This is a genomic window from Tritonibacter mobilis (genome assembly GCF_001681715.1).
GTDB classification, from domain to species: domain Bacteria; phylum Pseudomonadota; class Alphaproteobacteria; order Rhodobacterales; family Rhodobacteraceae; genus Epibacterium; species Epibacterium mobile.
This window is the reverse complement of record NZ_LNWY01000001.1, coordinates 145,310-169,600: the sequence shown is the minus strand read 5'-3', so window position 1 is coordinate 169,600 and position 24,291 is coordinate 145,310. Positions and strand designations below refer to the sequence as shown.

Here is a 24,291-nt window from a genome sequence, read left to right as displayed (position 1 = left end):
GGGGTGCAGGCTGACTTTACACTTGTGTCAAGTCACCTGATTCCATGAGGCAGCGCCATGTCACACGATCCGCTTTTGCAGCCCTTTCAGCTCAAGCATCTGACCCTTCGCAACCGTATCATGACCACCAGTCATGAGCCGGCCTACCCCGAGGACGGCATGCCGAAGGCGCGCTACCGCGCCTATCATGCGGAGCGTGCAAAGGCCGGGGTGGCGCTGGCGATGACGGCGGGGTCTGCGGCGGTCTCAAAGGACAGCCCGCCGGTGTTCAACAATATCCTCGCCTACAAGGACGAGGTGGTGCCGTGGATCACCGACCTGACCGAAGGCTGCCACGAGCACGGCTGCGCGGTGATGATTCAGCTGACGCATCTGGGCCGGCGCACCACATGGAACAAGGGCGACTGGCTGCCGTCGGTGTCGTCGTCACGGCACCGCGAACCGGCGCACCGGGCCTTTCCCAAGCTTGTCGAAGACTGGGATATCGAGCGTATCATCACGGATTTCGCCGATGCCGCCGAACGTATGAAAGCCGGGGGCATGGATGGGATCGAGCTGCAGGCCTATGGCCATCTGATCGATCAGTTCTGGTCACCGCTGACCAATGATCTGAGCGGCCCCTATGGGGCGGATACTTTGGAGAACCGCCTGCGGTTCCCGATGGATGTGCTCTCGGCCATTCGCAAGCGGGTGGGGGACGCGTTCATCGTTGGTATGCGGTTCACGGCGGATGAGGTGCAAAAAGGCGGCATCACCGCAGAGGAAGGGCTGGAAATCACCCGTATCCTGAGTGCGACAGGGCAGGTGGATTTCCTCAATGTGATCAGAGGGCGCATCCATACCGACCCGGCGATGACCGATGTGATCCCGGTGCAGGGGATGAAATCCGCGCCGCATCTGGATTTTGCAGGCCGCGTCAAACAGGAAACCGACTTGCCGGTGTTTCACGCGGCCCGTATCCCCGATGTGGCCACCGCGCGCCATGCGGTGCAGGCGGGGCTGTTGGATATGGTGGGCATGACGCGGGCGCATATGGCCGACCCGCATGTGGTGCGCAAAATCCGCGAGGGGCGCGAGGATGACATCCGCCCCTGCGTGGGGGCGACCTATTGTCTCGACCGGATCTATCAGGCGGGCGATGCACTGTGCATTCATAACGCCGCCACCGGGCGCGAATTGACGATGCCGCATGAGATCACAGCCGCCGAGACCTCCAAGAAAGTGGTGATCGTCGGCGCAGGTCCGGCGGGGCTGGAGGCGGCGCGCGTCGCAGCCGAGCGCGGGCATAAGGTGGTGGTCTTTGAGGCCCAGCCCGATCCCGGTGGCCAGATCCGCCTGACCGCACAATCCCCACGCCGCCGCGAGATGATCTCCATCATTGACTGGCGCATGGCGCAATGCGCGGCGCGGGATGTGCAGTTTCACTTTAATACCTGGGCCGAAGAGGCCGATGTGCTGGCGGAGACCCCGGATGTGGTCATTATCGCCACCGGGGGGCTGCCCAATCTGGAGCTGTTCGAGACCGGGCGAGAGGCGGCGCATGTGGTCTCGGCCTGGGATCTGATCGCGGGGGATGTGAAACCGGCAGGGCGTGTGCTGATCTATGACGAAAGCGGCGACCATCCCGGCCTGCAGGCGGCAGAGGTGGCAGCAGAGGCGGGCGCTGAGGTTGAGGTGATGACCCCGGACCGCACCTTTGCGCCCGAGATCATGGCGATGAACCTCGTGCCTTATATGCGATCCCTACAAGATAAGGATGTGACCTTCACCGTGACTCGCCGCCTGCTAGGCGTGGCCAAAAAGGGCAACGAGCTGGTTGCCACGATTGGCACGGATTACAGCGATTTCACCTATGATCAGACCTACGATCAGGTGGTGGTGAACTATGGCACCTTGCCCAATGATGACCTGTATCAGGAGTTGCGCCCCGCGAGCGTGAACCATGGCGAAGTCGATCACGAGGCGCTAATTGCCGGTCAATCACAGACGGTCAGCCGCAACCCAGATGGCGCGTTCCAGCTGTTTCGGATCGGCGATGCGGTGTCGGCACGCAACACCCACGCGGCGATCTATGACGCATTGCGCCTGATGAAGGATATCTAACGCAGTCAGCCCGCCTTGGCAGTGGTGTGGCGGCCATATTGGGTCTCAAGCCACTCGGTGACCGCATCTTGCGGCATCGGGCGGGCCACGCCATAGCCCTGAAAACGGCTGCAGCCCAGCGAGATCAGCTTGTTCTTTTCAGCCTCGGTCTCGACGCCTTCTGCAAGGCAGACGATACCGAGATTGCGGCAAAGGTCGATCATCGTGCGCAGGATCACCTCTTGCTCGGCGTCCTGATCCACCCCGGCGACAAAATCCTTGTCCAGTTTGATGCCATCGACCTTGAACCGTCTTAGGTTCGAGATTGAGGCATGACCGGTGCCAAAATCATCCAGTTCGATCTTGTAACCGCGCTTTTGCAGTTGCTCGATTGTATTGAGGGCCGGATCTACGCCGTCACTGAACAGCACACTTTCCAAGACCTCAATCGCAATATCCTCGGGCTCAAGAGCTGCGGCGAAAAGCGTGTCGTCGAGATATTCGACCAACCCGCCGTCACGCAGTTGTTTGGCCGAGAAATTGACGCTGACGCTGGGCGCAGGCAGGCCGCGTGCGCGCCATTCTAGCAGTGCGGCAATCGCATCAGAGACGATCCGTTCTGTCAATCGGTCGCCCAGACCGTGCTCAAAGGCCAGGGTGATAAAGACGCCCGGATCAAGCATACCGCGTTCCGGATGACGCCAGCGCGCCAGTGCCTCAAAGCCGATGACCTCACCCGTGATCCCATCCACCTGTGGCTGAAAGAACGCGGTGATCTCGCCGTTGTCCAACCCGCAGCGCAGGTCTTTCAAAAGCGCCATGTTCCCCTCAAACCGAGCGCGGGTGGCATCATTGTAGAAAGACGCCCGCCCGCGGCCTTTGCTCTTGGCGACATAGAGCGCGATATCGGCGTTGGAGAGGATGCGGGCCGGGTCGGTTTCTCCTGCCATGAGGAAGGCAATGCCGACGCTGGCACCCACATGAACGAAATCACCCCATATTTCAATCGGTTGTGAGACCGCCTCGATGATGCGATTGGCAATGCATTCCACCTGCGCATCGGTGCCAGCCTGTCGCAACACGATCACGAACTCATCCCCACCAACGCGCGCGGTCAGATCGTCAGCGCCGATTTGCTGCTGCATGGCGCGCGCGGCGTGGCGCAGGATTTCATCCCCGGCGGCGTGGCCCATTAGGTCGTTAATCTGCTTGAACCGGTCGAGATCCACATGCAGCACCGCCACCCGATGTTCCGATGAAGGGGCCAGATCGAAACAATGTTCGAGGTACTCCTGCAGGGCGCGCCGGTTGGGGAGGTTGGTCAATTGATCGTGCAGGGCCAGATGCTCAATCCGGGTTTTTGCAGCGCTTAAATCCCGCAGCGTATATGAAAAGGCCGCAACGCCTCGCGCGATTTTGCCCACCTCGTCGCGCCGGTCGACATAGCTGACGGGCGTATCAAAATCACCAGAGCGGATACGCTCCATCGCGGCGGCAAGCTGGGTCAGCGACCGCACCAGTTGACTGCCAAACCCGATGAAGGTTGACCCCGCCACAAGGAAGATCACGATCATGGAAATAAAGACCACAACCACCTGCTGCACATAGCGTTGACGCGCATCCTGATTGGCGTTGGCGGCGCTCAGTCGGACTTCTTGTTCCAAGGCAACAAGCGCCAGTTCAAGCCGCCGCGCCAAGTGATCGAGGCGGTTGTGCGAGGGGATATGAGTGTCATTCAACAGGCCGAGCGCGATGGTCGCCTCTGTGTTCCACGCTTCGAACTGCTCTTCGACCTGCGCCACCATCTCGATCTGTTTTTCAGAGCCGGGTGCAGCGCGTAATTCCTGCCAGACATTGCGAAAGGCGGTGACGAAACGCTGATGATTGCGATTGACGCGAGCGGGTGTCTCTACTGTGTTGAACTCAAGAAACTGGCTCAGTTGATCCTCGATTTCGACACGAATGCGTTGTGCGCGCTCGGTGGCTTGCAGAGTACGCATCGTGGTCGTGTCCGCGTCTTGGATCGCGTTTTGGGTGCGGATGGCAGCCAACGAGACCCAGAATGCACCGACGATGCCGATCACAATCAATAGAACGATAGGGCCGAGAATGCGACGTTTGATCGACATAGGGTGTCCCTCAGTCAGCAGGCAGGGCCGGGGCCGATACATGCGGGTTATATGCGGTCAGGGTTTCAAGAAATGCGATGAGGTCATTCACGTTTCGATCGGACATGTCGTCGAGCGGATGCATGTCGTTCATATGCGCTAAGGGGCTGCCGCCATGGCGATAATGCTCCACCACCGCGCGCAGGGAGTTCAGGCTGCCATTGTGCATATAGGGCGCGCGTAGGGCGATGTTGCGCAGGCCCGGCGTTTTGAAACGATGGCGCATCTGGGGATCAAGGATGCCACGACCGATATCGTCGCCGCCGACGCCGACGCTGTGAAAGGCGTGATCTGTGAAGGCCCAGCCATGATGGCAATCTGCGCAGTGCCCGATGCCGGTAAAGACGTCAAACCCGCGTTTGGCCGAAGCAGAAATGGCATCGTCATCGCCTTCGACCCAGTCATCAAATGGAGACCAACCCGACCGTAGGGTGCGCTGATAGGTGGCCAGAGCAATGAGAATGGTGTTTTCCGTCAGCCCTGCCTCGGGGAAGGCGATCTCGAAGTAGCGGCGGTAGCCTGAAATCGCTTCTAAGCGCCGAACCACCTGTTTCATGCTGGAATTCATTTTGAGCGGATGGGTGATCGGTCCGCGAATTTGTTCCTTTAAGGAGGTGACACGACCGTCCCAGAAAAAATGCTCTGATTCTGCCAGGTTCTCGATTGTCGGGGTGTGGCGTTCGAGCGGCTGATTCATGGCTCCGACGGCCCGCGCTGCGGGTGTTTCCCAGCCAAACGAGGGGTTGTGGCAGGTGGCACAGCTGAGATTCTGTGCGCCAGAGAGGCGGGTATCAAAGAACAGCATTTTGCCCAAGGCCGCGCGCTGGGGCGAGTAGGCCTCTTCTTCGGGGAACGCGATACGGGCGGGGCGTTCGAACATCTTCTTTAAGTCTTGTCGCGAGGCCGCGGCCAATACAAAGGTTCCGATGAGGCCAACGCAAAGAAGTGTCAAAAGTCGCAATGTGCTGTGTCCGTGAACATCAATCTAGGGTCGTCGGTGTTCCGTGACCCTGTGGCCCCAGCGTGAAAAAACCGTTTATTGCTACGCTGCGGTTGTCTTCAATGATTTGAAAAATAAGATAAATAACCGGACTAATTTGACTACATCATGGCCCTACCCCCTTTCAGTGAGCGGGTGGTGCACATCCTGTCAGACGTCTGATGTGGTCGGGTGCTGCGCCTTTTACATATATATGTGCAAGGGCGCATGCATCGTTCTCGGTGACTTCACAGTGCTTTGCGGATTTGAATCTTAGTCTCACCATTTGGGCACTGCGGTCTGGGCAGGCTGTTGTGGTGCGCGGCGGGCGTGGCGCAAAAATGCCAACAGAAGCAATTTGACTCGCATTTTAGACATATACGCCGACATTTTAGCTCTTCATTAGCATCCTCACGTCAAAAGTTGGCCTGCATCTTATTGAGTTTGTTGCGGCGGCCGAAGTGCTCCGCACGTTCAGAAAGACGAGAGAGAACACCCCATAATGGGGGAAAGGGAATACATCGGGGCCAAAGTGCTCCTTGCTCAAAGGAACTCATGCTATGTCCAGCATTTTGACAAACAATGGTGCTATGGTGGCTCTGCAGACGCTGAAAGTCGTCAACACCAATCTCACCGACACACAGAACGCGATTTCCACTGGTAAGGAAATTGGCGTTGCAAAAGACAATGCCGCAGTTTGGGCTATTTCCAAGACCATGGAATCCGATATCGCCAGCTTTGAGGCGATTGAAGAAGGTCTTTCGATGGGCGAAGCGACCGTAGCTGTCGCATCTGCTGGGGCAGAACAGATCGTTGAGAAGCTTGTTGAAATCAAAGAGTTGATCGTGTCGGCACAAGCGGAAAACGTGTCGCATGACAAGATCCAGACCGATATTGAATCCAAGGTCGACCAAATCGAATCCATCATCGGCGCGGCGCAGTTCAACGGTGCAAACCTACTGGCCAACACGATTGACGGTACCGCAACACAGATGGGCATTCTGGCCTCTCTGGACCGCGTTGGCGCGGGCGGCACTGTGAGCTCTGTGGACATTTCCATCGAGGCGCAAGGCTTTGAATCCAGCCTGAACCTTGGCACCAGCCTGACCACAATCACCGACACCGCAACCGCGGCTTCCGCTCTGGCTGAAATCGAAGTTTACCTGCAAACGGCGATCTCTGGCGCTGCGGCTCTCGGTGCGGCCTCTGCACGGATCGACGATCAGGTTCAGTTTGTGTCCAAGCTGGTAGATTCGATGACCATGGGCGTGTCGACGATGACCGACACCGACATGGAAGAAGCCTCTGCCCGATTGTCGGCACTACAAACCCAGCAGGAGCTGGCGGTTCAATCGCTTGGAATTGCGAACCAGGCGCCGCAGGCTCTGCTACAGCTGTTTAACTAACCGGCTGAGCCATACCCAAGGTCACGGAACAGGGACGCTGGGCGCGTCCCTGTTGCCGTTTGAGCTTGGTGAGTGGTGGTGATGCCTCATGGCCTGAAATAATGGCCGTTGAGTAAGGCCCGGCGGTCACAAAGCCATTCGATGATGGGTGACGTTAGGGCTGTGCTTTTGCGCCGATAGGGTATTGTTTTTACCGGGGCAGGCAGATGTTTCAGGTGCCCTGAACCAATACGGGCGTAAAATAGGTTTTGGTTCTCCCGCCAATCGTGATCGGCTCAATCATCTCTACGCAGGTTTGATAGTGCGGGGTCTTGCGGTGTTCATCGAGTGCCGCTTCGCTTTCAAAGATTTCGTAGACGAAGAAGTTGTTCGCGTCCTCCGGGTCATGCAGCAGGTCAAAGCGGATATTGCCCGGCTCTTCGCGGGTGCCGTTGCAGTTTATCGTGAAGGCCTCAAGGAACGTATCCCGTGTGCCGTCCTGCACTTTGATGTTCACCAGTTGAATAAGCATAGTGGTCCTTTCTTGAAATCTTGGAGGGCGGGCGCGGTATCAGGTGCCGGGGGCCTGCCACATGGAGGTCGTCACATTTGCGGTGACCAGATCACGTTGCGCCGCATAGGCCTTGGCCCAGCGGATGCTTGCATCTGCATAAAGAGCGTTAAGGTCTGAGTTGGGCGTAAACTCGGCTTCGATTTGAGACCATGCATTGCCCGCTTCGCGCAGTGAGGCAAAAAGGCCCGCGCCAGTTGCTGCTGCTGCGGCGCATCCTTGGGCTGTGGCTTCTTTGACGCGCGGCGTGGCCACGGTGAGGCCTGTGACATCGGCCAGGATCTGCGCCCAATGGGCAGATTTGGAAGCGCCCCCCGCAAAGATGATGCGGTCCGGGCGTCGTCCCGTCAGGTCAAACACCGCCTCTAGGTTGCGATGCGCCACGATGGCCGCGTTTTCCTGAAGGGCACGAAAGATCGCATCTGGGCCGGAGCGCTCCGGGTCGATCGACAGGTTCAGCAGCGAGGGCGCAGCATGAAACCACTCTCCATAGCGCATGACGTCGGAAAATACCGGAATGATCCCAAAAGCACCGGGCGGAACGGATTTGGAGGCCGCTTCCAATTCGCTATAGCTCTTGCCCTGCCCGAAGGCATCGCGAAACCAACGCATCACTGCGCCGGTAAAGAAGCTGATGGCCTCTGCCTGATTGAGATCCGGCACAACATGCGGGTTGATCCGCAGGTTCATGGTGGGGTCTGTCAGGCTGAGGGGGACATTGACCACCTGTTGCCAGAAAGTCCCGCCCATAACCGCGCAATCGCCTTCATTCACCACTCCAAGACCGAGCGCGCCAGTCTGGCAATCGCCACCTCCTGCAACCACAAGCGTGCCGGGCGCAAGGCCGGTTTCGTTGGCAGCCGCCGCGTGGACCTCGCCGATGACCTCGCCGGTGCTGGCGGCATGAGGGAACAGGCTCTCTGGCAGATCCATAAGGTTCAGCACATCGCGTAACGGGGCGCGATCTGCCAGTCCGATCAACCCGGTGGTTCCCGCGTTCGACGGCTCTGAGCTGAGTGCGCCGGAGAGGCGATAAAGCACCCAGTCCGATAGCATGGTAAGAGACTGCGCGCGCTCGAGTACGTCTGGCATATGTTTGCGCAGCCAGATCAGCCGAGGCAACGCGCCAAGAGCGTAGGTCTGGCCCGAGCGGTTGTAGATGTCGCGTTCCAGATCCGGATGACTGGTTTTCAGCGCGCGCACCTCATCGCTGGCGCGGGCATCAACATTGGCGCAAGCCCAGATTTCTGTTCCGGTTTGGTCGTGTAGCACAAAGGCTTCGCGCATCGCGGTGGCGCTGACGGCTTTGATGTCTTTGGGGTCAACACCAGAGGTGGCAATCACCTCACGGCAGCACCGGGCGAGCGCGGCCCAGTTTCCTGCCGTGTCGAAATCCATTGATCCCGGATAGCGCGCATCGGTGGCGTGCCACCATTCCTGACTTGAGGCAGAAATTTCTGCGCCGCTTTCATCAAACAAGACCGCACGACCGCTGCCGGTGCCAGCATCAAATGCCAGATAATACGCCATGATCAGACCTCCGCTGCGTCAAGAAGTGCAAGTGCTGTGGGTTCGTCCGTGACCAGAATGTCGAGGATTTTTCCGCGCAAGGCGGAGAGGATCGGGCCCGTTTTGGTCGCGCCACCCGCTGCGCCAATGACCTTGTTGGACTCGCGCAACTGATCAAGATCGACACCGATCACACGTTCATGCAAGGGCAGGGCAAGCCCTGCGCCACCCCGGTCGTAGAAGCGGCACAGGATGTCACCACGGGCGCCGCCCCGGCGCAGCGGGTCAATCTCGGCAGGTGGAATGTAGCCATGGCTCACCACGGTTGCGGTTTCGCTGATACCACCGATGCCGACGAGCTTGTAATCCGCCTCAAGCGCCTTGGCCATCAGGGTGGCAACGGTCGGTTCTTGCATCAATGCCTGCGCCAGCTCTGGTGTTGAGACCACCAATGGTGCCGGAATGATGTTCACGTTGCGGTGCCAGTTGGCCTCGCGCATACCTTCCACATAGGTCTGCACGCCGCCGGTCAGGGAGTACAGCCCGACACCGCGTTCCTGCGCGGTATAGCCCAACATACGGATGGAGTGAGTCACCGTGTCGCCCCAGCCGACCGACAGGCTGTCACCGGGGGATAGCTTCTGCATCAGATACTGTGCCGCAGCCTGCCCGATGCGCATGTTGGTGTCTTCCGAGATGCTCTCGGGAATGACGCGACAGTCACTCAGGCCAAATTGCTGCTTCATGCGGGTTTCAAGTTCCAGACACCCGCGCTGACGAGAGTTGATCCGCAGTTGGATAAGGCCTGACGTGCGCCCGGCATCAAGAAGGCGCGAGACTTTGATGCGCGACAGGTTGAGGATCTCGCCCACCTCGCTCTGGGTGAGTCCGTCGTTGTAATAAAGCCAAGCCACCCGTGCCAGCAGTGCCTCGTCTGCATCATGTGCTGTCTGGTCGGTCATCGGGGGCCTTCCTCCATGGCGCTTTCGATCAAACAATTAGTGACAGAACATATGATCAAGTCAATGGGTCTATTTTACCAATGTTGATCGGAGAAACTAGCAAGTTATTCGCATCAAACATATTGACAGGATGCGATTCACTTGAACAAATGATGTTGTTGCTAACAGATGATCAATCGAATCCACATAGATCGAATGATCAGCGCTGCAGCGACAAAGCCGATAACGTTGAGGAGGCGTTATGGAACCTGTGCTTGCAGAGCTGGACTCTGTGTCAAAGAGCTACGCTGGCATCCCGGTGCTGAAGCGGGTGAATTTCTCGGTGCGTGCCGGGGAAATTCATGCGCTGTTGGGAGGAAATGGCGCGGGCAAATCCACGCTTATGAAAATCCTTGCAGGTCTGGTGCAGGCCAGCGGGGGCGACGTGCGGATTGCGGACGCACCATTGGTGCCGGCGACCCCAGCGCAGGCCTTGGCGATGGGGCTCTATCTGGTGCCACAGGAGGCACATATCTTTCCGAACCAGTCGGTGCTTGAAAATATCTGCATCGGCTTGCCTAAACCTGCCGCTGCCTATCGCGCACGGGTTCAGGAGCTGATTGCACAGATCGGTGTGTCGCTGTCGCCCGAAACCAAAGCTGCGACGCTGGAAATCGCGGATCGTCAGATCGTGGAAATCCTGCGTGGCCTTGTGCGTGAGGCGAAAGTTCTGATCCTGGACGAGCCGACTTCGGCGCTTACACCGCATGAGGTTCAGACCTTGTTTGCGCGTATGCAGGGGTTGCGGGCCGCAGGGCACGGGCTGGTTTTTATTTCCCACAAATTGCATGAGCTGCGCGCAGTCTGCGACCGGATCACCGTGCTGCGTGATGGCAATGTGGTGCTGAGCGCAAACATGGATCAGAGCACTGACAGCGATATCCTTACCGCAATGAGCCCCGGTGTGACCGAGCTTGAGGCGCGTGGGGCGGGGCGGCAAACCTCAAGCGAGGCGGTGCTGGCGTTGGATGCGCTCAGCGGAGAGGGCTTTGTCGATATTTCGTTTGATGTGCGCCGCGGTGAGGTGCTTGGGCTGACCGGCGTGGTCGGGGCTGGGCGCACGGAACTCGCTGAAACCCTCGTCGGGTTGCGCCCCCGCACTTGCGGTGACGTCATGCTAGAGGGGCAGATGTTTCGCGCAAACTCGCCCAGCGACGCGGTACGTCAGGGCATCGTGCATCTGAGTGAAGACCGCCAGCAATATGGCTTGTTCCTTGAGGCACCGCTGTTTTGGAACGCGTCGTCCTTTGTCTATGACCGGCTGCCGTTCTTCTTGAGGCCCGGCACCGAACGCAAACGCTTTGCGCGGTATCGCGAGATGCTCGGGATCAAATGCGCCAGCCCGGATCAGCCTGCAGGGAGCCTCTCTGGCGGCAATCAGCAAAAGGTTCTGCTGGCCAAATGTCTCGTGGCTGAGCCGAAACTATTGATCCTTGATGAACCCACCCGTGGCGTCGACGTGGGTGCGCGCAACGATATTTATCGCATCATCGAGGAGCTTGCGGCGCAAGGAACCTCCGTATTGCTGATCTCATCGGATTTTGACGAGGTTGTACGTCTGTCTGATCGCATTGCCGTGATGGCCGGTGGGCATCTGGCGGGTGAGTTGCCGGGTGGGGCAACCACGGATGAAATTTCACAACTGGCCTTTGAAGCTCGGGAGGTTGAGCATGCTTGAACGGATCGCCCGCGACCGTGTCGCAACTCTGTTCCTTGTGACGGTGGCTGTGCTGTCGCTTGTCGGGCTGGCAGCTCCCGGTTTCTTGTCGGCGGGGACGGCCACCATCATCTGGTCCAATGGGTTGGTGCTGATGCTGGTTGCATTGGGGATCTTCCCAGTGATCCTCACGCGCAATATCGATGTCTCGGGCGGTTCAATCCTCGGGCTCTCGGCGGTGGTGCTGGGCTTGGCGCTCAATGATGGGTTCGCGCTGCCTCTGGCGCTTGGATTTGCGCTTGGAGCCGGGATCTTTGCCGGGGTTGTGAATGGCCTGCTGGTGGCGGGCCTCGGTGTGCCCTCGATTGTGGCGACACTGGGCACGCTTGGCCTCTTTCGCGGTGTCATGCTGATTACGACCGGAGGCGAGTGGATCGAGGAACTGCCCGAAGCGCTTAAGTCTCTGGGTGCAAAGTCCTTTGGCGGGCTGTCCATCATGGGGATCATCACGGCGTTGGTGATCGTGGCGGTCTGGTGGTTTCTGCGCAGCAGGCGCGGGCGCTGGGTGATGGTGACGGGAGACAATCGCGAAGCCGCCCGTCATCTTGGGTTGCCGGTGCGCCGCATTGAGCTTTTGGCCTTTACCTGGGCGGGGGCGATGTATGCGCTGGCGGGCATCACCTTTGCGGCGCAGATCGGGTTTGTCCCCAATCAGGCCGGAAACGGGATTGAACTGCGCGCGATTGCGGCACTGGTGCTGGGAGGGATCAGCCTGCTGGGCGGGGTTGGTTCTGTTGGTGGTGTGGTCATCGGCGTGATCTTTTTCACCTCGATCGACACCTCTCTCGTGTTCCTGAAAATACCGGCCTACTGGAACGACCTGATTGGCGGCGCGATGCTGTTGGGCGTTTTGTTGATCGACGGGCGGCTGCGTATCGCACTTGAAGCACGTGACAGGGCTGCGCGCTATCGCCGCGGCAGCCAGGCCGAGCAGAAATCCCGCCCGCTGGAGGACGCAGCATGAAACGCTATGTGATGCGGTGGGAGGTGCTCCTGCTGGCCATTCTGGTGGTCGAACTTCTGATCTTTGGCATGATCAACCCGCGCTTCCTGCGTCCCAGCTCTTTGTTGTTTGGAACCTCGGACTTTGTGCAGGTTGGCATCGTGGCAGTGCCGTTGACGCTGGTGATTATCGCAGGTGGCATCGATGTGAGCTTTGCCTCTACCGTGGGGCTTGCTGCGATTGCATTTGGGATTGCTAACTTCTTTGGTCTGCCTTTGCCCCTGTCGCTGCTGGTGGGCTTTGCGACCGGCGCGCTAGCAGGTGTTTTGAACGCCACCATCATCCGGTTGACGCGGTTGCAGCCGCTCGTGGTGACGCTGGGGTCACTCTACATGTTTTCGGGCGCCGCGACCGTTCTGTCTGGTGTTGTAGGTGCCAATGGCTATGAGGGGATCGGCGGTTTTCCGGCGGGGTTCACAGCGCTTGGTTATGCGCAGGTGATGGGCCTGCCGATGCCGCTCTTTGTCTTCCTGTGCTTTGCGGCGGTGCTGCTGGTGTTGCTGCATCTGACCCGATTTGGGCGTCTGGTTTTCCAGATCGGTCTCAATGAGAATGCCGCGCGCCATTCTGGCATGCCGGTGTTTCGGGTGCAGCTTATGACATATGTGCTGACCGGTCTTGCGGCGGCACTCGCCGGGATAATGCTGTCAGCCTACTTTGGCTCGGCGCGGGTGGATCTGGGCAGTGCGACGCTGCTGCCTGCAATCACCGCAGCCGTTCTGGGTGGTGCGTCCATCTATGGCGGCAAGGGATCTGTGCTGGGCACGGTCATCGCCACATTCATCATCGGATATCTGCAACAGGGCCTGCAAATGAGCGGTGTCCCCAGCCAGATTTCCAGCGCGCTGTCCGGGGCGCTGCTGGTTCTCGTCGTTGCGCTGCGCCATGGGGCTGCGCTGCTGCGAGAGTTTTTACCGGAGCGCGCGGCACAGGCCAACTGAGCCGGGCACAGGTTCCAATGGAGGAGGAAACCAAAATGAAAACAACAGCAAAGCTGCTCAGCACACTGGCCGCAGGCCTGATGATGACCACTGCTGCAACGGCGGATGATATTGCCTTTGTTCCCAAGCTCGTCGGCGTCGGGTTCTTTACGTCCGGCGGCAACGGCGCGGTGGAGATGGGAGAGAAGCTAGGCGTCAACGTCACCTATGATGGTCCCACCGAGCCAAGCGTTTCCGGTCAGGTGCAATTCGTCAACAACTTCGTCAATCAGGGCTATGGGGCGGTGATCCTGTCGTCGGTTTCACCCGACGGTCTGTGCCCGGCGCTGAAGCAGGCGATGGCGCGGGACGTATTGGTGATGACATGGGATTCCGACGTGAACCCGGAATGCCGCTCCTATTATGTAAACCAAGGTACGCCCGAACAACTGGGTGGCCTGTTGGTGGATATGGCCAATGACGGCGTGGAGGGCAAAGAAAAGGCCAAGGTGGCGTTTTTCTATTCCTCACCGACCGTGACGGATCAGAACGCATGGGCCGAAGCGGCCAAGGCAAAGATTGCCGCCGAGCACCCCGGCTGGGAGGTCGTGACCACGCAATATGGGTACAATGACGCACAGAAATCGCTGCAAACTGCAGAGAGCATTCTGTCGGCCTATCCCGATCTTGATGTGATCATCGCGCCCGACGCTAACGCGCTTCCAGCCTCTGCGCAGGCCGCTGAGAATCTGGAGCGTGGTGGCGATGTGACCATTGTGGGCTTTTCGACCCCCAACGTGATGCGCCCCTATGTGAAGCGCGGCACGGTTGAGCGGTTTGGCCTCTGGGATGTGACCCAGCAGGGTGCGATTTCGGTGGCCGTGGCGGCGCATGTGCTGGCAAACGGCCCCCTCAACGTGGGGGATAAGATCGACGTTGCCGGGATCGGACCGGTCGAGGTTTCGCCGAACTCCGTGCAAGGCTACGAATACGAGGCCGAGGGCAATGGCATCGTCCTGCTGCCCGAACGCACCGTCTTCACCGCAGAAAACATCGACAACTTCGACTTCTGATCACAATCAGACAATCAACCAGCAGGGGCGCATCATGCGTCCCTGCACAGACGTTCAGGGAAACCGATATGCAGTCCAGATGGAATGACACCGAGGCACAACACTTCATCGATGCAGCACAGGCGCAAGGTCAGCCTGCAGCACTCGGCCTGCGGGTCTACACTTCGCGCCTGATTGGTCAGGACCCCGATCTGGTGCTGCATGGCGGAGGCAATACCTCTGTGAAGATCCCCGACGCTGAAGGTGGCGCGATCATTCATGTCAAAGGCTCCGGCTGGGATCTCGGCGATATTGAGGCGCCGGGACTTCCTGCTATGTGGCTTGAGCCGCTGCTGAAGACTCGCGATGTCGCACATATGTCGGATGAGGACATGGTGGCTTATCTGCGGCGTTACCTGTTGGATCAGACTGCACCCAACCCGTCGATTGAGGCGCTGCTGCATGCCTATATGCCACATGCCTTTGTGGATCACACGCATGCGACCGCGATCCTGGCCTTGGCGGATCAGCAAGACATGGAGACGATCGTCGCGGAAATATACGGCGATCGCGTCGGGTTTGTTCCCTATGTTATGCCGGGCTACCAACTCAGCCATGCCTGCAAGGATGCACTGGCGCGCGACCCGTCGGTTGAGGGGTTGTGGCTCGAACAGCATGGTCTCTTCACCTTTGCGGATACCGCGCAGGCCAGTTATGAGCTGATGATTGAGTTTGTCACACTGGCTGAGGCTTATCTGGCTGGGCGGGGCATTACAGTGCCGGGCCCTGAGCAGACCGACCGCATGATGCCGCAGCCGCTGGCAGACACGTTGCGCGCCGCACTGGCGGCAGGGGGCGCGTTGGGAGCGGAACCGGCGATTGATTTTCGTTCAAGCCCATCGATCCGCACCTATTTGGCGCGTCCAAATCTGGCCGAGTTGTCGCGCCGTGGCACTGCGACTCCGGACCATGTTATTCGCATCAAGCCCTTCGCCATGATCCTAACCGAAGGTGCCGGGCGACCAGAAATCGATTTAGCACTTGAGGCTTATGCGGATGAATACGCGGGGTATTTCAACCGCAATGCTCCCAACGCGGCAGAGCCGAAAGTCATGCTGGACCCGCTGCCGCGTGGTGTACTGGTGCCGGGGGTCGGGATCTTTGGCCTTGGTGCCAATGAAAAGGCGGCGCGTATTGCGGGGGATCTGTATGAACAAACCGCACGGATCGTGAATGCCGCAGAGGATTACAAGCGCTTCACGCCAATCTCAGAGGCGGATCTGTTCGACATGGAATACTGGTCGCTGGAGCAGGCGAAGCTGCGCAAGTAATGCGATAACTGCATCCTGCCCCGAAGTGGGGCAGGGCGCGGTATGGAACATGCCGGGGTGATCCGGTCTCTATTCTCCACGCGGGAAACGGGCAGCGTCTTCCACGATGTTGAGATCCATGTGGTTGCGCATGTAGCGTTCTGAGGCTTTTTGCAGAGGTTGATAGTCCCAAGGGAAATACCCCCCCTGACGCAAGGCCTCATACACCACCCAGCGCCGGGCCTGACTGGCGCGCACGTCGGCGTCGAAACGCTCCAGATTCCAACGCTCTGCTGCAATCGCCTTGAGCTCTGCGTAGGCCTCAGCATGGCGCGGGTCATCGGCGAGGTTTATGCGTTCGTGTGGGTCCGCTTCCAGATCAAACAACTGGTCAGGGTCGAGCGTGCAAAGGTTGAGCTTGTATTGCCCAGACCGGAGCGACACCATCGGGGCATAAGATGCCTCTGCTGCATATTCCATCGCGACCGGAGTTGTGCGTGTCTCACCTTGACCAAGGGACACAAGACTCTCGCCTGCGGTCCAGGGCATCACCTCTTCCATGCTGACCCCCGCCAGATCGCAAAGCGTCGGGCAGACGTCGATGTTGGAAACCGGATCAGTAACCAGTCCGGGGGCCATATGGGGGGCGGAGATCATCATCGGCACCCGCGAAGATCCCTCGTAGAAGCTCATTTTGAACCACAGGCCGCGCTCGCCCAGCATGTCGCCGTGGTCAGAGACAAACAGGATGATTGTATCCTTGTCCTGTCGCGTGCCCCGAAGGGCCTCCATGACCTCTCCGATTTTGTCGTCGAGATAAGAGATATTGCCAAAGTAGGCACGGCGGGAGCGGCGGATATCTTCGTCGGTGATGTCAAAGTTGCGCCAGTCGTTGGCATCAAAAATCCGTTTTGAATGTGGGTCCTGATTGTCATAGCCGAGGTCGCCAACCTCGGGCATCAGATGGTCGCAGTCCTCATAAAGATCCCAGTATTTCTTGCGGGTCACATATGGGTCATGGGGATGCGTGAAGCTGACGGTCAGACACCAGGGGCGGTCGTCTTTGCCGCGTGCCAGATCATAGATTTTCTGGGTGGCGTGAAAGGCGACCTCGTCGTCAAATTCCATCTGATTGGAAATTTCTGCGACACCGGCGCCGGTGACGGACCCCATGTTGTGATACCACCAGTCGATCCGCTCGCCGGGTTTGCGATAATCCGGCGTCCAGCCGAAATCCGGTGGGTAGATATCGGTGGTCAGGCGTTCTTCAAATCCGTGCAGTTGATCAGGGCCGACAAAGTGCATTTTGCCCGAAAGGCAGGTGTAATAGCCCGCTCGCCGCAGATGATGCGCGTAGGTTGGTATGGAAGAGGCAAACTCCGCCGCGTTGTCGTAGACGCCGGTCGCAGAGGGGAGCTGCCCGGACATAAAGCTCGCCCGTCCCGGTGCGCACAGCGGGCTGGCTGTGTAGCAGTTCTGAAACCGGGTGGAGCGCGCAGCGAGCGCTTTCATATTCGGTGCGTGCAGCCAATCCGCCGGGCCATCCGGGAACAGCGTTCCGTTCAGCTGGTCGACCATAAAAATCAGGATGTTTGGCGATGTCATTGAGGGTGTCCTTGGATTGGCAGTACACGCCACGCACCGTAGCCCATGAGAGGGGCGAACCGGGGTGGTTTGCGCGCAGGGTAGTCTTTTATTGACTCATCAGTCAATAAAATCAATTGAACTGAATTACAGCCGCTTGTGTTGGCCTGCGGGATCGGCGCACTCGCTACAAATGGTGATGGGCTACAGGCAGAGAGTAAGTGTTTGCGGTAATTTAACGGTCAACCTCCAGTTGACAGAGTGCGCGCGAGTGCTAGGCTATTGAAATAACAGGAGGAGGGTCCAATGCTTTGCAGCAAAGAGCAGCAACGGACGATGCGGAGCCCGGTCTCCGGCCTCATCGCTATTGTTTGCTCCAGATGCTGCGTGGCCTTTGTGGCTGTGGTCATTTCTGCACGCAACAGTCTCGCCCAAACCAGTATGAACACAGAGCAGGGCATCGTTTTCAGATCTGGCTTGCGGGGGCCTGACGCGGCGGAAAATCACCCTGGTGCATCGGGAATGACGATTGGCGACGCGCTGGCACTGCCGACCTCTTCGCTGGCGATTACACTCTACATCCTGTGCGCCATTGCTGTGTCCGCGATTATTCTGGCCGAAGCAGTGCGCCGTGTCCGGCAGGTCAGACAGACCCGGCCTGCACCTCCGGTGGCGTTTCCCACATCGGTCGAAGCCCGACCCAAAGGGGACAGTATGGCGCTTTTGGATGCGGAGGCACGGGTGATTGATGCCAACCGGCAGTTTGAATCCGAGGCCGGTCTGCCATTGGCGCAAATTCGGGGGCGTCCGATCTGGTCAATCCATGCCAAAGGTTTTGGCAAGAGTTTTTGGGACACCGCACTGGAGGAGGCGCGGACACAGGGAAACTGGCGCGGCGAAGCCCGCACGCTGAGTGAGGATCTGCATCCCGAAACAGAAACGTTGTCTGTGCGCGCGCTAGAGGTGGCGGATGCAGAGTCGACCTATGAATTTCGCTCGCGCAGGTCCTTTCATCCGACGCCGAACCGCACAGGCGCAATCGACACGCGGCTACGCGACACGCTCACGGGGTTGCCGAGCCGACGCGCGATGAAGTCACAGGTGGAATTTGCCATCGTGCGTGCCAAGGCTGCGAATACACAAATGGCCCTGATCGTCATTGATCTTGACCGGTTTCGCGATATAAATTCTATCTTCGGTGATGATATTGGCGACCGCGTTCTGGAGCGGCTTGCAGATGCGATGCGATCTGTTGCGCGTACCGGTATCACCATTGGGCGCATTGGCGGGGATGAGTTCATCCTGCTGATCGAACATGCCACCAACCCCGATATGGTGATGCAGGTCGCCAATGACATAAGCGCGGCACTCGGGGATGAGGTGGTGGTGGATGGGCTGACCTGTCGGTTGAGTGCCAGCATGGGCATCGCGCAATATCCCAAGGACGGAGCGAGCCAGCGCAATCTGATGCAGGCGGCTGGTGTCTCGCTTTGTCATGCCAAAGCCAAAGGACGCGGACAGGTCTGCTTTTACTCCGAAAATATGGAGCAGCGCTCCGAAGAGAGCCTGCAGATGGAGAACGATCTGCGCCGGGCCATCTCTGACGGGGAGCTGCTGATGTTCTATCAGCCACAGGTTGACTTGCGCACGGGCCAGTGTATCGGGGCCGAGGCGCTCTTGCGCTGGCAGCATCCTAAAAAGGGACTGCTGCTGCCGGGAGGGTTTGTGCCGTTGGCGCTGGACACCGGGCTCACCACCGCCATCGACCGGTTCGTGACCAAGGAAGTTTGTGCGCAGATCGAGCGGTGGAAAAAGGCCGGGTTCGTACCCGGTAAGATCTCGGTCAACATGTCCGCGATGACTCTGCTGTCACCCGATTTTGCCCGCGATCTCAAAGCTACCGCTGCGGCGCATGAGGTTGATCTTGCACTATTGGAGATTGAGGTGCTGGAGACCACGCTGTTCCCGCGGATGCGCAGTTCGCTCAGCACGGTGGATGACCTGCGCACGATGGGTGTGCAACTGGCTATCGATGATTTTGGGACCGGATATTCCTCTCTTGCGATGCTGAAGGATTTGCCAATCGACCGGATCAAGCTTGATCGGCGGTTTATCAAATCGCTGCCACAGAACACCAAAGATGACCGCATCGTTGCGGCGGTCGTCGCGATGGGGCGCAGCCTCGATATCAGTGTCATCGCTGAAGGGGTCGAGACGCGAGAACAGCGCGACCGCCTTATTTCTCTAGGTTGTACAGAGGCTCAGGGCTTTTTGTTCAGCCGTCCCATTGCTGCGTCTGAGTTCGCTGAGAACTGGCTGAAGGTTGATCAGCCCAAAACATGTGTAGGCTCTGGCGCGTGAAAAATTTGCTCTGTTAAGGGGCATTAAAAATACGCAATTTGTTACCGCACTCACCATTGATAGTTACAAAAGCACCTAATAGCCCTGACCTTCGCAAGGCCGGACGGCGGACTTTTCTATGTGCCTAAAAAACAGGCGCGACATTAGAAACTCATACGGTAAGGTTGCCGTAGAGGAGCCGTAAAGGTCCCGGTCAAAGGGAGGAAACGCATGACCACTCGCAGAGCACTACTCGGTGCAGCCACCGCACTGGCATTTTCCGCAATGGGCGCTGTGCCCGCGCTCGCCCAAGAGGTGACGCTGAAGATGCACCAGTTCTTGCCCGCACAGGCAAATGTTCCGAAATTGGTTCTGGACGTCTGGGCTGATAAGATCGAAGAAGCCTCGGATAACCGCATCAAGATCGACCGCTACCCCTCGATGCAGCTGGGTGGCAAGCCGCCAGAACTGATCGATCAGGTGCAGGACGGTGTCGCTGATATCGTCTGGACTGTGGTCGGCTACACGCCCGGTCGCTTCCCCTCGACCGAAGTGTTTGAACTGCCCTTCATGATGACCAATGCGCGTGCTGTAAGCCACGCCTATTGGGATATGATGGAAGAGCACTGGCTGGACTCGGAATTCAAGGATTTCAAAATCCTCGCAGGTTGGGTGCATGGTCCGGGTATCTTCCACACCTCTGATCCGGTTGAGGTTCCCGAAGATCTCGAAGGTATGAAAATTCGCGGTGGCGGACGTTCTGTGAACGCCCTTTTGACCGAACTGGGGGCGACCCCTGTGGGTATGCCGGTGCCCGCAATCCCCGAGGCGCTCTCTAAGGGTGTGATTGATGGCACCACCATTCCATGGGAGGTGACCACCTCGCTCAAGGTTCCGGAGCTGGTTGAAAACCATACAGAATTCACTGGTCGTGCGCTTTATACGCTGACCTTTGTTCTGGCGATGAACAAAGAAAAATATGAAAGCCTGCCGGATGATCTGAAAAAGGTCATCGATGACAATTCCGGTGTGGAAATGTCTGTCTTTGCCGGTGGCACGATGGCGGATTCCGATTTGCCAGCCCGTGAAAACGCCCTTGATCTGGGCAATAATGTCATCACCTTGGACGCAGAGCAGACCGCTGTTTGGCGCGAGCGGTCCCAGCCGATCTACGATAAATGGCTGGCGGATATGTCTGAGCGCGGTATCGACGGTCAGGCGCTTCTCGATGAGGCCACCATGCTGATCGAGAAATACACTCCACAGTACGAAAACTGATCTAAACATCGATTGACGGGGTCCGCATCGCTTCTGCAGCGGGCCCCGTCGCATGCAACGGGGCTTAAAAGCCAAAGGTGGGCAAAGGCATGCATAGCTTTATGATGAGGCTCGCGCGGATCATGGCGATGATCGGCGGCGCGGTCCTGACTCTTCTGATTTTCCTGACCTGTATCTCAATCGTCGGACGCCTCCTGAACGGGGTCTTTCACGGCGACACGATGGAGGCGCTTGCGCCACAGCTCTCAGCGTGGATGGCAGCGCGGGTCGGGCCGGTAAACGGCGACTTTGAGCTGGTGGAGGCCGGTGTTGCCTTCGCAATCTTCTGCTTTATCCCGCTATGCCAGATCACGGCAGGACATGCGGCGGTGGATGTTTTTGCCAATAGTTTCTCCGCCCGCGTGAACCGGGTGCTGCGCATGATAACCGAGATCGTCTTTGCGCTGGTGCTCGTGCTGATTGCGTGGCGTCTGGGGGCAGGGACCGTGAGCAAGTTTGAAAATGGCGAGACCTCGTTCCTGTTGGAATTCCCGGTCTGGTGGGCCTACGGGCTGAGCCTTGTGGCCGCCATCGTGGCCGCCATCGTCGGGGTCTATATGGCCGTGATCCGCAGTGTAGAAGCAATAACAGGCCAGATCCGGATCTGGGACGGTGTGGAGGTGCAGTCGTGAGCGCACTTGAAATTGGTATCTGGTCGTTCCCGGTTCTGATGGGCCTGATTTTCCTGCGGGTGCCCATCGGTCTGTCGATGTTCCTCGTGGGGCTTGGCGGTCTGGTGATGGTCACGGGCGACACTGTCGTGGCTTTTGGTCGCCTCAAGAATGAGACCTATTCGACCTTCTCATCCTACTCGCTGTCGATCATCCCGATGTTCTTTTTGATGGGGCAGTTTGCCACGCTCGGCGGGATGTCGACGGCGCTGTTCAAGGCGGCCGAAGGGTTTATCGGACACCGCAAGGGTGGCGTGGCCATGGCTGCCATTGGTGCCTGTGCGGGTTTTGGTGCGATTTGCGGCTCCTCGCTTGCGACCGCCGCCACCATGGGGCGGGTGGCCTTGCCCGAGCTGAAAAACTATGGCTACGCCAGCGGGTTTTCGACCGCGACCTTGGCCGCAGGCGGCACACTCGGCATTCTGATCCCGCCTTCAGTTGTTCTGGTGATCTATGCGATCCTTACGGAACAGAATATCGCCAAGCTGTTCCTCGCGGCCTTTATCCCCGGTTTGCTCGCGGCGATTGGATATATTATTGCAATCTCTGTATATGTGCGCCTCTTCCCCGAAAGCGCGGGCACACGTGAGCCGATTCCGTGGCGTGAGCGTTTCTCGCTGCTCTTTGCAGTCTGGCCGGTGCTGATGGTTTTTGGCCTTGTGGTGGGCGGTATTTATGCAGGCTGGTTCACGCCAACCGAAGGCGCAGCCGTAGGTGCATTGGGCACGGGGCTGATTGCGCTTGCGAATGGGGGCCTCACCCGGCGAACGCTGACCGACAGCTTTATGATTACCGCACGCTCCACCGCGATGATCTTTTTCATCGTGTTGGGGGCGGGGTTCTACAATGGCTTTCTTGCACTGACCCAAGTGCCGCAAGAACTTGCGAATTTCGTGGTGGCGCAGGGCCTTAGCCCGTGGATGGTGCTGGCGTTGATCCTCGTCTTCTATCTGCTGCTGGGCTGTTTGATGGACAGTCTGTCAATGATCCTGCTGACGATCCCGATCTTCTATCCGGTGATCTCATCCATGGACTTTGGCCTTGTGTCGCTGCCTGCAATGCAGGCAGATGCGGCAATGGAGGTGCTGCGCGCAGGTGTGCCGGAGGGCATGGGAGCAGAGATGCTGGCCTCCATTCAGGACGCCATCGCGACGGGTGCGGAACTTACCCGTGATCAGATGAAGGAACTGGGCATTCGCGTGACCCAAGGCATCGCCAACCGTTTGGAGACAGAGTATGTCGCCATTTGGTTTGGCATCCTCACCCTGATCGTGGTGGAGGTCGGTCTGATCACCCCTCCGGTCGGTATGAATCTCTTTGTCATCAACGCGATGGACCCAAAGTCGCGCATGGTGGACACCTACAAGGCTGTGATGTTCTTTGTCGGCTCCGACCTGATCCGGGTGATCATTTTGGTGCTGTTCCCGGTGATCACACTGCTGCCGCTGATGTTGCTCTACTAAGCGCGCGCAGGCCTTTTAACGAAAAAAACGCGCGGCCCCTGAGGGTCGCGCGTTTTTGTTTGACTGGCGATTTGCTCAGCGCCGTTTCAGCGTATCGCCGTAAGTGATGGTCGGCGTCAGCGTCACATGTTTCTCAATCTCCGCATCCGGTTCTTCGAGCTGTGCCGCAATGATCTGTGCCGCCTTCATGCCGATTTCCTGGCGGCAGGCGTCCATAGTGGCCAGTTGCCGTGGCAGCCCGGCCAGCAATTCCACGCCGTTGAACCCCGCAAGCCCGATTTGTCCGGGCACATCGATGCCTTGGTTGAGCAGATGCAACAACCCGCCAGCACCAATCATGTCGTTGGAGTAATAGAGGAAATCAAGTTCCGGCGAACGTTCCAGCATGGCTTGCGTCATCTCGCGTCCCTTCGCCAGAGCGGAGCCACCGGAATAGAACTCACGATCCTCGATTTCGACTCCTTCTTTTGCGAGCGCCTCGGTAAAGCCCTCAAAGCGTTTGCGCGCCCGATGATCCAGCGGCATCTTGGTGCCCATAAATCCAATGTGGCTGTAGCCTGCCTTTAGGATCGCTTTGGCCATCTCACGACCCGCGCGGCGATGGGAAATCCCCACCATCGCATCCACCGGCTTGCCGTCGGTATCCATGATTTCCACCACCGGAATGCCCGCCGCCGCAAGCATTGCGCGCGCGGGTTCGGTGTGCTCAAGCCCTGCGATAATCACGCCAGAGGGACGCCAAGAGAGCATCTCATAGAGGACTTTCTCTTCCTTTTCAGGTTGATAGTCCGTAACGCCTACCACCGGCTGCAATTCGGTGTCTTCCAGCACCCGGTTGATCCCGGTCAACACTTCGGGAAAGACCATATTGGACAGAGACGGGATAATGACCGCAACCAGGTTGACCCGTTTAGAGGCCAACGCGCCTGCGATTTTGTTTGGCACGTAGCCGAGTTCTTTGGCTGCCTCCAGCACCTTTTGTCGGGTCTTTTCCGACACATCACCGCGGTTTCGAAGAACACGGCTGACGGTCATTTCCGATACGCCGGTGGCATCTGAAACATCACGCAGCGTCAGCGGACGCTTGGAGTCGTTGGTCACGTGCTTGGCCTCTTTGCTTTGTTGTATTGAAGTTAGCCAGTCCGGTGAGGGGACACAATGGCTGTTGGCCCGCAGGAGGAGACGCTTGAGCTTGTGGGGCCTATTTGCTATCGCCCTC

The 24,291-nt window shown here is 58.4% G+C and carries 18 protein-coding genes; 11 read left to right on the top strand and 7 right to left on the bottom strand.

All coding sequences use genetic code 11. The features are described 5' to 3' along the window. Positions 1 to 57 precede the first annotated feature (57 nt). Positions 58 to 2,103, top strand: a complete 2,046-nt coding sequence (locus UB90_RS00795; protein WP_065324612.1) for an NADH:flavin oxidoreductase — start codon at positions 58 to 60, stop codon at positions 2,101 to 2,103. A gap of 5 nt (positions 2,104 to 2,108) precedes the next feature. Here the strand turns inward: UB90_RS00795 and UB90_RS00790 are convergent, their stop codons facing one another. Beyond that, complete coding sequence (locus UB90_RS00790) at positions 2,109 to 4,211, bottom strand: putative bifunctional diguanylate cyclase/phosphodiesterase (protein ID WP_065324611.1); 2,103 nt, start codon at positions 4,209 to 4,211, stop codon at positions 2,109 to 2,111. Between the two features lie 10 nt (positions 4,212 to 4,221). Next, on the bottom strand, positions 4,222 to 5,130 hold the full coding sequence (locus tag UB90_RS00785; protein ID WP_081285500.1) for a cytochrome-c peroxidase: 909 nt from the start codon (positions 5,128 to 5,130) through the stop codon (positions 4,222 to 4,224). Between the two features lie 659 nt (positions 5,131 to 5,789). On the opposite strand from UB90_RS00785, the gene UB90_RS00780 reads away from it, so the two are divergent. Beyond that, the gene (locus UB90_RS00780) at positions 5,790 to 6,635 is read left to right on the top strand and encodes a flagellin N-terminal helical domain-containing protein (protein ID WP_009176034.1); all 846 of its coding nucleotides are present in this window, start codon (positions 5,790 to 5,792) and stop codon (positions 6,633 to 6,635) included. Between the two features lie 211 nt (positions 6,636 to 6,846). Here UB90_RS00780 and UB90_RS00775 read toward each other — a convergent pair whose 3' ends face one another. Genes UB90_RS00775 through UB90_RS00765 form a run of 3 tightly spaced genes read right to left on the bottom strand, consistent with a single transcriptional unit; the run spans position 6,847 to position 9,656 of the window. Then, a complete protein-coding gene (locus UB90_RS00775; RefSeq protein ID WP_009175966.1) occupies positions 6,847 to 7,146 on the bottom strand; it encodes an antibiotic biosynthesis monooxygenase in 300 nt (99 codons plus the stop codon). Between the two features lie 39 nt (positions 7,147 to 7,185). After that, positions 7,186 to 8,715 carry an autoinducer-2 kinase gene (gene lsrK / locus UB90_RS00770; protein WP_065324609.1) on the bottom strand — a complete coding sequence of 510 codons (1,530 nt, stop codon included), beginning with the start codon at positions 8,713 to 8,715 and terminating at the stop codon, positions 7,186 to 7,188. A 2-nt stretch (positions 8,716 to 8,717) separates the two neighbouring features. After that, positions 8,718 to 9,656, bottom strand: a complete 939-nt coding sequence (locus UB90_RS00765) for a sugar-binding transcriptional regulator (RefSeq protein WP_009175952.1) — start codon at positions 9,654 to 9,656, stop codon at positions 8,718 to 8,720. Between the two features lie 241 nt (positions 9,657 to 9,897). Between UB90_RS00765 and lsrA the strand changes: the two genes are divergently transcribed. The 5 genes from lsrA (at position 9,898) to UB90_RS00740 (ending at position 15,718) form a co-directional block, all read left to right on the top strand. Further along, positions 9,898 to 11,373, top strand: coding sequence for an autoinducer 2 ABC transporter ATP-binding protein LsrA (gene lsrA / locus UB90_RS00760; RefSeq protein ID WP_065324608.1), 1,476 nt, complete (start codon positions 9,898 to 9,900; stop codon positions 11,371 to 11,373). Next, positions 11,366 to 12,376: an ABC transporter permease subunit gene (locus UB90_RS00755; protein WP_065324607.1), complete on the top strand. Its 1,011-nt coding sequence runs from the start codon at positions 11,366 to 11,368 to the stop codon at positions 12,374 to 12,376. Before lsrA ends, UB90_RS00755 begins: the two co-directional genes overlap by 8 nt. Next, positions 12,373 to 13,356, top strand: a complete 984-nt coding sequence (locus UB90_RS00750) for an ABC transporter permease subunit (RefSeq protein ID WP_065324606.1) — start codon at positions 12,373 to 12,375, stop codon at positions 13,354 to 13,356. Before UB90_RS00755 ends, UB90_RS00750 begins: the two co-directional genes overlap by 4 nt. Before the next feature lie 35 nt (positions 13,357 to 13,391). Further along, on the top strand, positions 13,392 to 14,408 hold the full coding sequence (gene lsrB, locus UB90_RS00745; protein WP_005623999.1) for an autoinducer 2 ABC transporter substrate-binding protein LsrB: 1,017 nt from the start codon (positions 13,392 to 13,394) through the stop codon (positions 14,406 to 14,408). Between the two features lie 68 nt (positions 14,409 to 14,476). Next, positions 14,477 to 15,718, top strand: a complete 1,242-nt coding sequence (locus UB90_RS00740; RefSeq protein ID WP_065324605.1) for a class II aldolase/adducin family protein — start codon at positions 14,477 to 14,479, stop codon at positions 15,716 to 15,718. 69 nt (positions 15,719 to 15,787) lie between these two features. On the opposite strand, the gene betC is transcribed toward UB90_RS00740, so the two are convergent. Then, positions 15,788 to 17,302, bottom strand: coding sequence for a choline-sulfatase (betC, locus tag UB90_RS00735; RefSeq protein WP_065324604.1), 1,515 nt, complete (start codon positions 17,300 to 17,302; stop codon positions 15,788 to 15,790). Positions 17,303 to 17,803: 501 nt separating this feature from the next. Here betC and UB90_RS00730 point away from each other — a divergent pair. The 4 genes from UB90_RS00730 to UB90_RS00715 all read left to right on the top strand — a co-directional run bounded on the left by UB90_RS00730 (position 17,804) and on the right by UB90_RS00715 (position 23,072). Further along, positions 17,804 to 19,642 carry a putative bifunctional diguanylate cyclase/phosphodiesterase gene (locus UB90_RS00730; protein ID WP_227512039.1) on the top strand — a complete coding sequence of 613 codons (1,839 nt, stop codon included), beginning with the start codon at positions 17,804 to 17,806 and terminating at the stop codon, positions 19,640 to 19,642. A 210-nt stretch (positions 19,643 to 19,852) separates the two neighbouring features. Further along, a complete protein-coding gene (locus tag UB90_RS00725; RefSeq protein WP_065323251.1) occupies positions 19,853 to 20,899 on the top strand; it encodes a TRAP transporter substrate-binding protein in 1,047 nt (348 codons plus the stop codon). An 89-nt stretch (positions 20,900 to 20,988) separates the two neighbouring features. Then, on the top strand, positions 20,989 to 21,570 hold the full coding sequence (locus tag UB90_RS00720; protein ID WP_065324602.1) for a TRAP transporter small permease: 582 nt from the start codon (positions 20,989 to 20,991) through the stop codon (positions 21,568 to 21,570). Further along, positions 21,567 to 23,072: a TRAP transporter large permease gene (locus tag UB90_RS00715; protein ID WP_005624013.1), complete on the top strand. Its 1,506-nt coding sequence runs from the start codon at positions 21,567 to 21,569 to the stop codon at positions 23,070 to 23,072. Before UB90_RS00720 ends, UB90_RS00715 begins: the two co-directional genes overlap by 4 nt. Before the next feature lie 75 nt (positions 23,073 to 23,147). On the opposite strand, the gene UB90_RS00710 is transcribed toward UB90_RS00715, so the two are convergent. Beyond that, complete coding sequence (locus UB90_RS00710) at positions 23,148 to 24,173, bottom strand: LacI family DNA-binding transcriptional regulator (RefSeq protein WP_005624016.1); 1,026 nt, start codon at positions 24,171 to 24,173, stop codon at positions 23,148 to 23,150. Positions 24,174 to 24,291 lie beyond the last annotated feature (118 nt).

What these genes read in the sequence shown, in the direction of transcription:
- lsrB (WP_005623999.1), top strand. Translation starts at nt 13,392, where the DNA reads ATGAAAACAACAGCAAAGCTGCTCAGCACACTGGCCGCAGGCCTGATG.
- UB90_RS00780 (WP_009176034.1), top strand. Translation starts at nt 5,790, where the DNA reads ATGTCCAGCATTTTGACAAACAATGGTGCTATGGTGGCTCTGCAGACG.
- UB90_RS00790 (WP_065324611.1), bottom strand. Translation starts at nt 4,211, where the DNA reads ATGTCGATCAAACGTCGCATTCTCGGCCCTATCGTTCTATTGATTGTG.
- UB90_RS00725 (WP_065323251.1), top strand. Translation starts at nt 19,853, where the DNA reads ATGACCACTCGCAGAGCACTACTCGGTGCAGCCACCGCACTGGCATTT.
- UB90_RS00730 (WP_227512039.1), top strand. Translation starts at nt 17,804, where the DNA reads ATGACGATTGGCGACGCGCTGGCACTGCCGACCTCTTCGCTGGCGATT.
- UB90_RS00775 (WP_009175966.1), bottom strand. Translation starts at nt 7,146, where the DNA reads ATGCTTATTCAACTGGTGAACATCAAAGTGCAGGACGGCACACGGGAT.
- UB90_RS00740 (WP_065324605.1), top strand. Translation starts at nt 14,477, where the DNA reads ATGCAGTCCAGATGGAATGACACCGAGGCACAACACTTCATCGATGCA.
- UB90_RS00755 (WP_065324607.1), top strand. Translation starts at nt 11,366, where the DNA reads ATGCTTGAACGGATCGCCCGCGACCGTGTCGCAACTCTGTTCCTTGTG.
- UB90_RS00750 (WP_065324606.1), top strand. Translation starts at nt 12,373, where the DNA reads ATGAAACGCTATGTGATGCGGTGGGAGGTGCTCCTGCTGGCCATTCTG.
- UB90_RS00765 (WP_009175952.1), bottom strand. Translation starts at nt 9,656, where the DNA reads ATGACCGACCAGACAGCACATGATGCAGACGAGGCACTGCTGGCACGG.
- lsrK (WP_065324609.1), bottom strand. Translation starts at nt 8,715, where the DNA reads ATGGCGTATTATCTGGCATTTGATGCTGGCACCGGCAGCGGTCGTGCG.
- UB90_RS00785 (WP_081285500.1), bottom strand. Translation starts at nt 5,130, where the DNA reads ATGTTCGAACGCCCCGCCCGTATCGCGTTCCCCGAAGAAGAGGCCTAC.
- lsrA (WP_065324608.1), top strand. Translation starts at nt 9,898, where the DNA reads ATGGAACCTGTGCTTGCAGAGCTGGACTCTGTGTCAAAGAGCTACGCT.
- UB90_RS00795 (WP_065324612.1), top strand. Translation starts at nt 58, where the DNA reads ATGTCACACGATCCGCTTTTGCAGCCCTTTCAGCTCAAGCATCTGACC.
- UB90_RS00720 (WP_065324602.1), top strand. Translation starts at nt 20,989, where the DNA reads ATGCATAGCTTTATGATGAGGCTCGCGCGGATCATGGCGATGATCGGC.
- betC (WP_065324604.1), bottom strand. Translation starts at nt 17,302, where the DNA reads ATGACATCGCCAAACATCCTGATTTTTATGGTCGACCAGCTGAACGGA.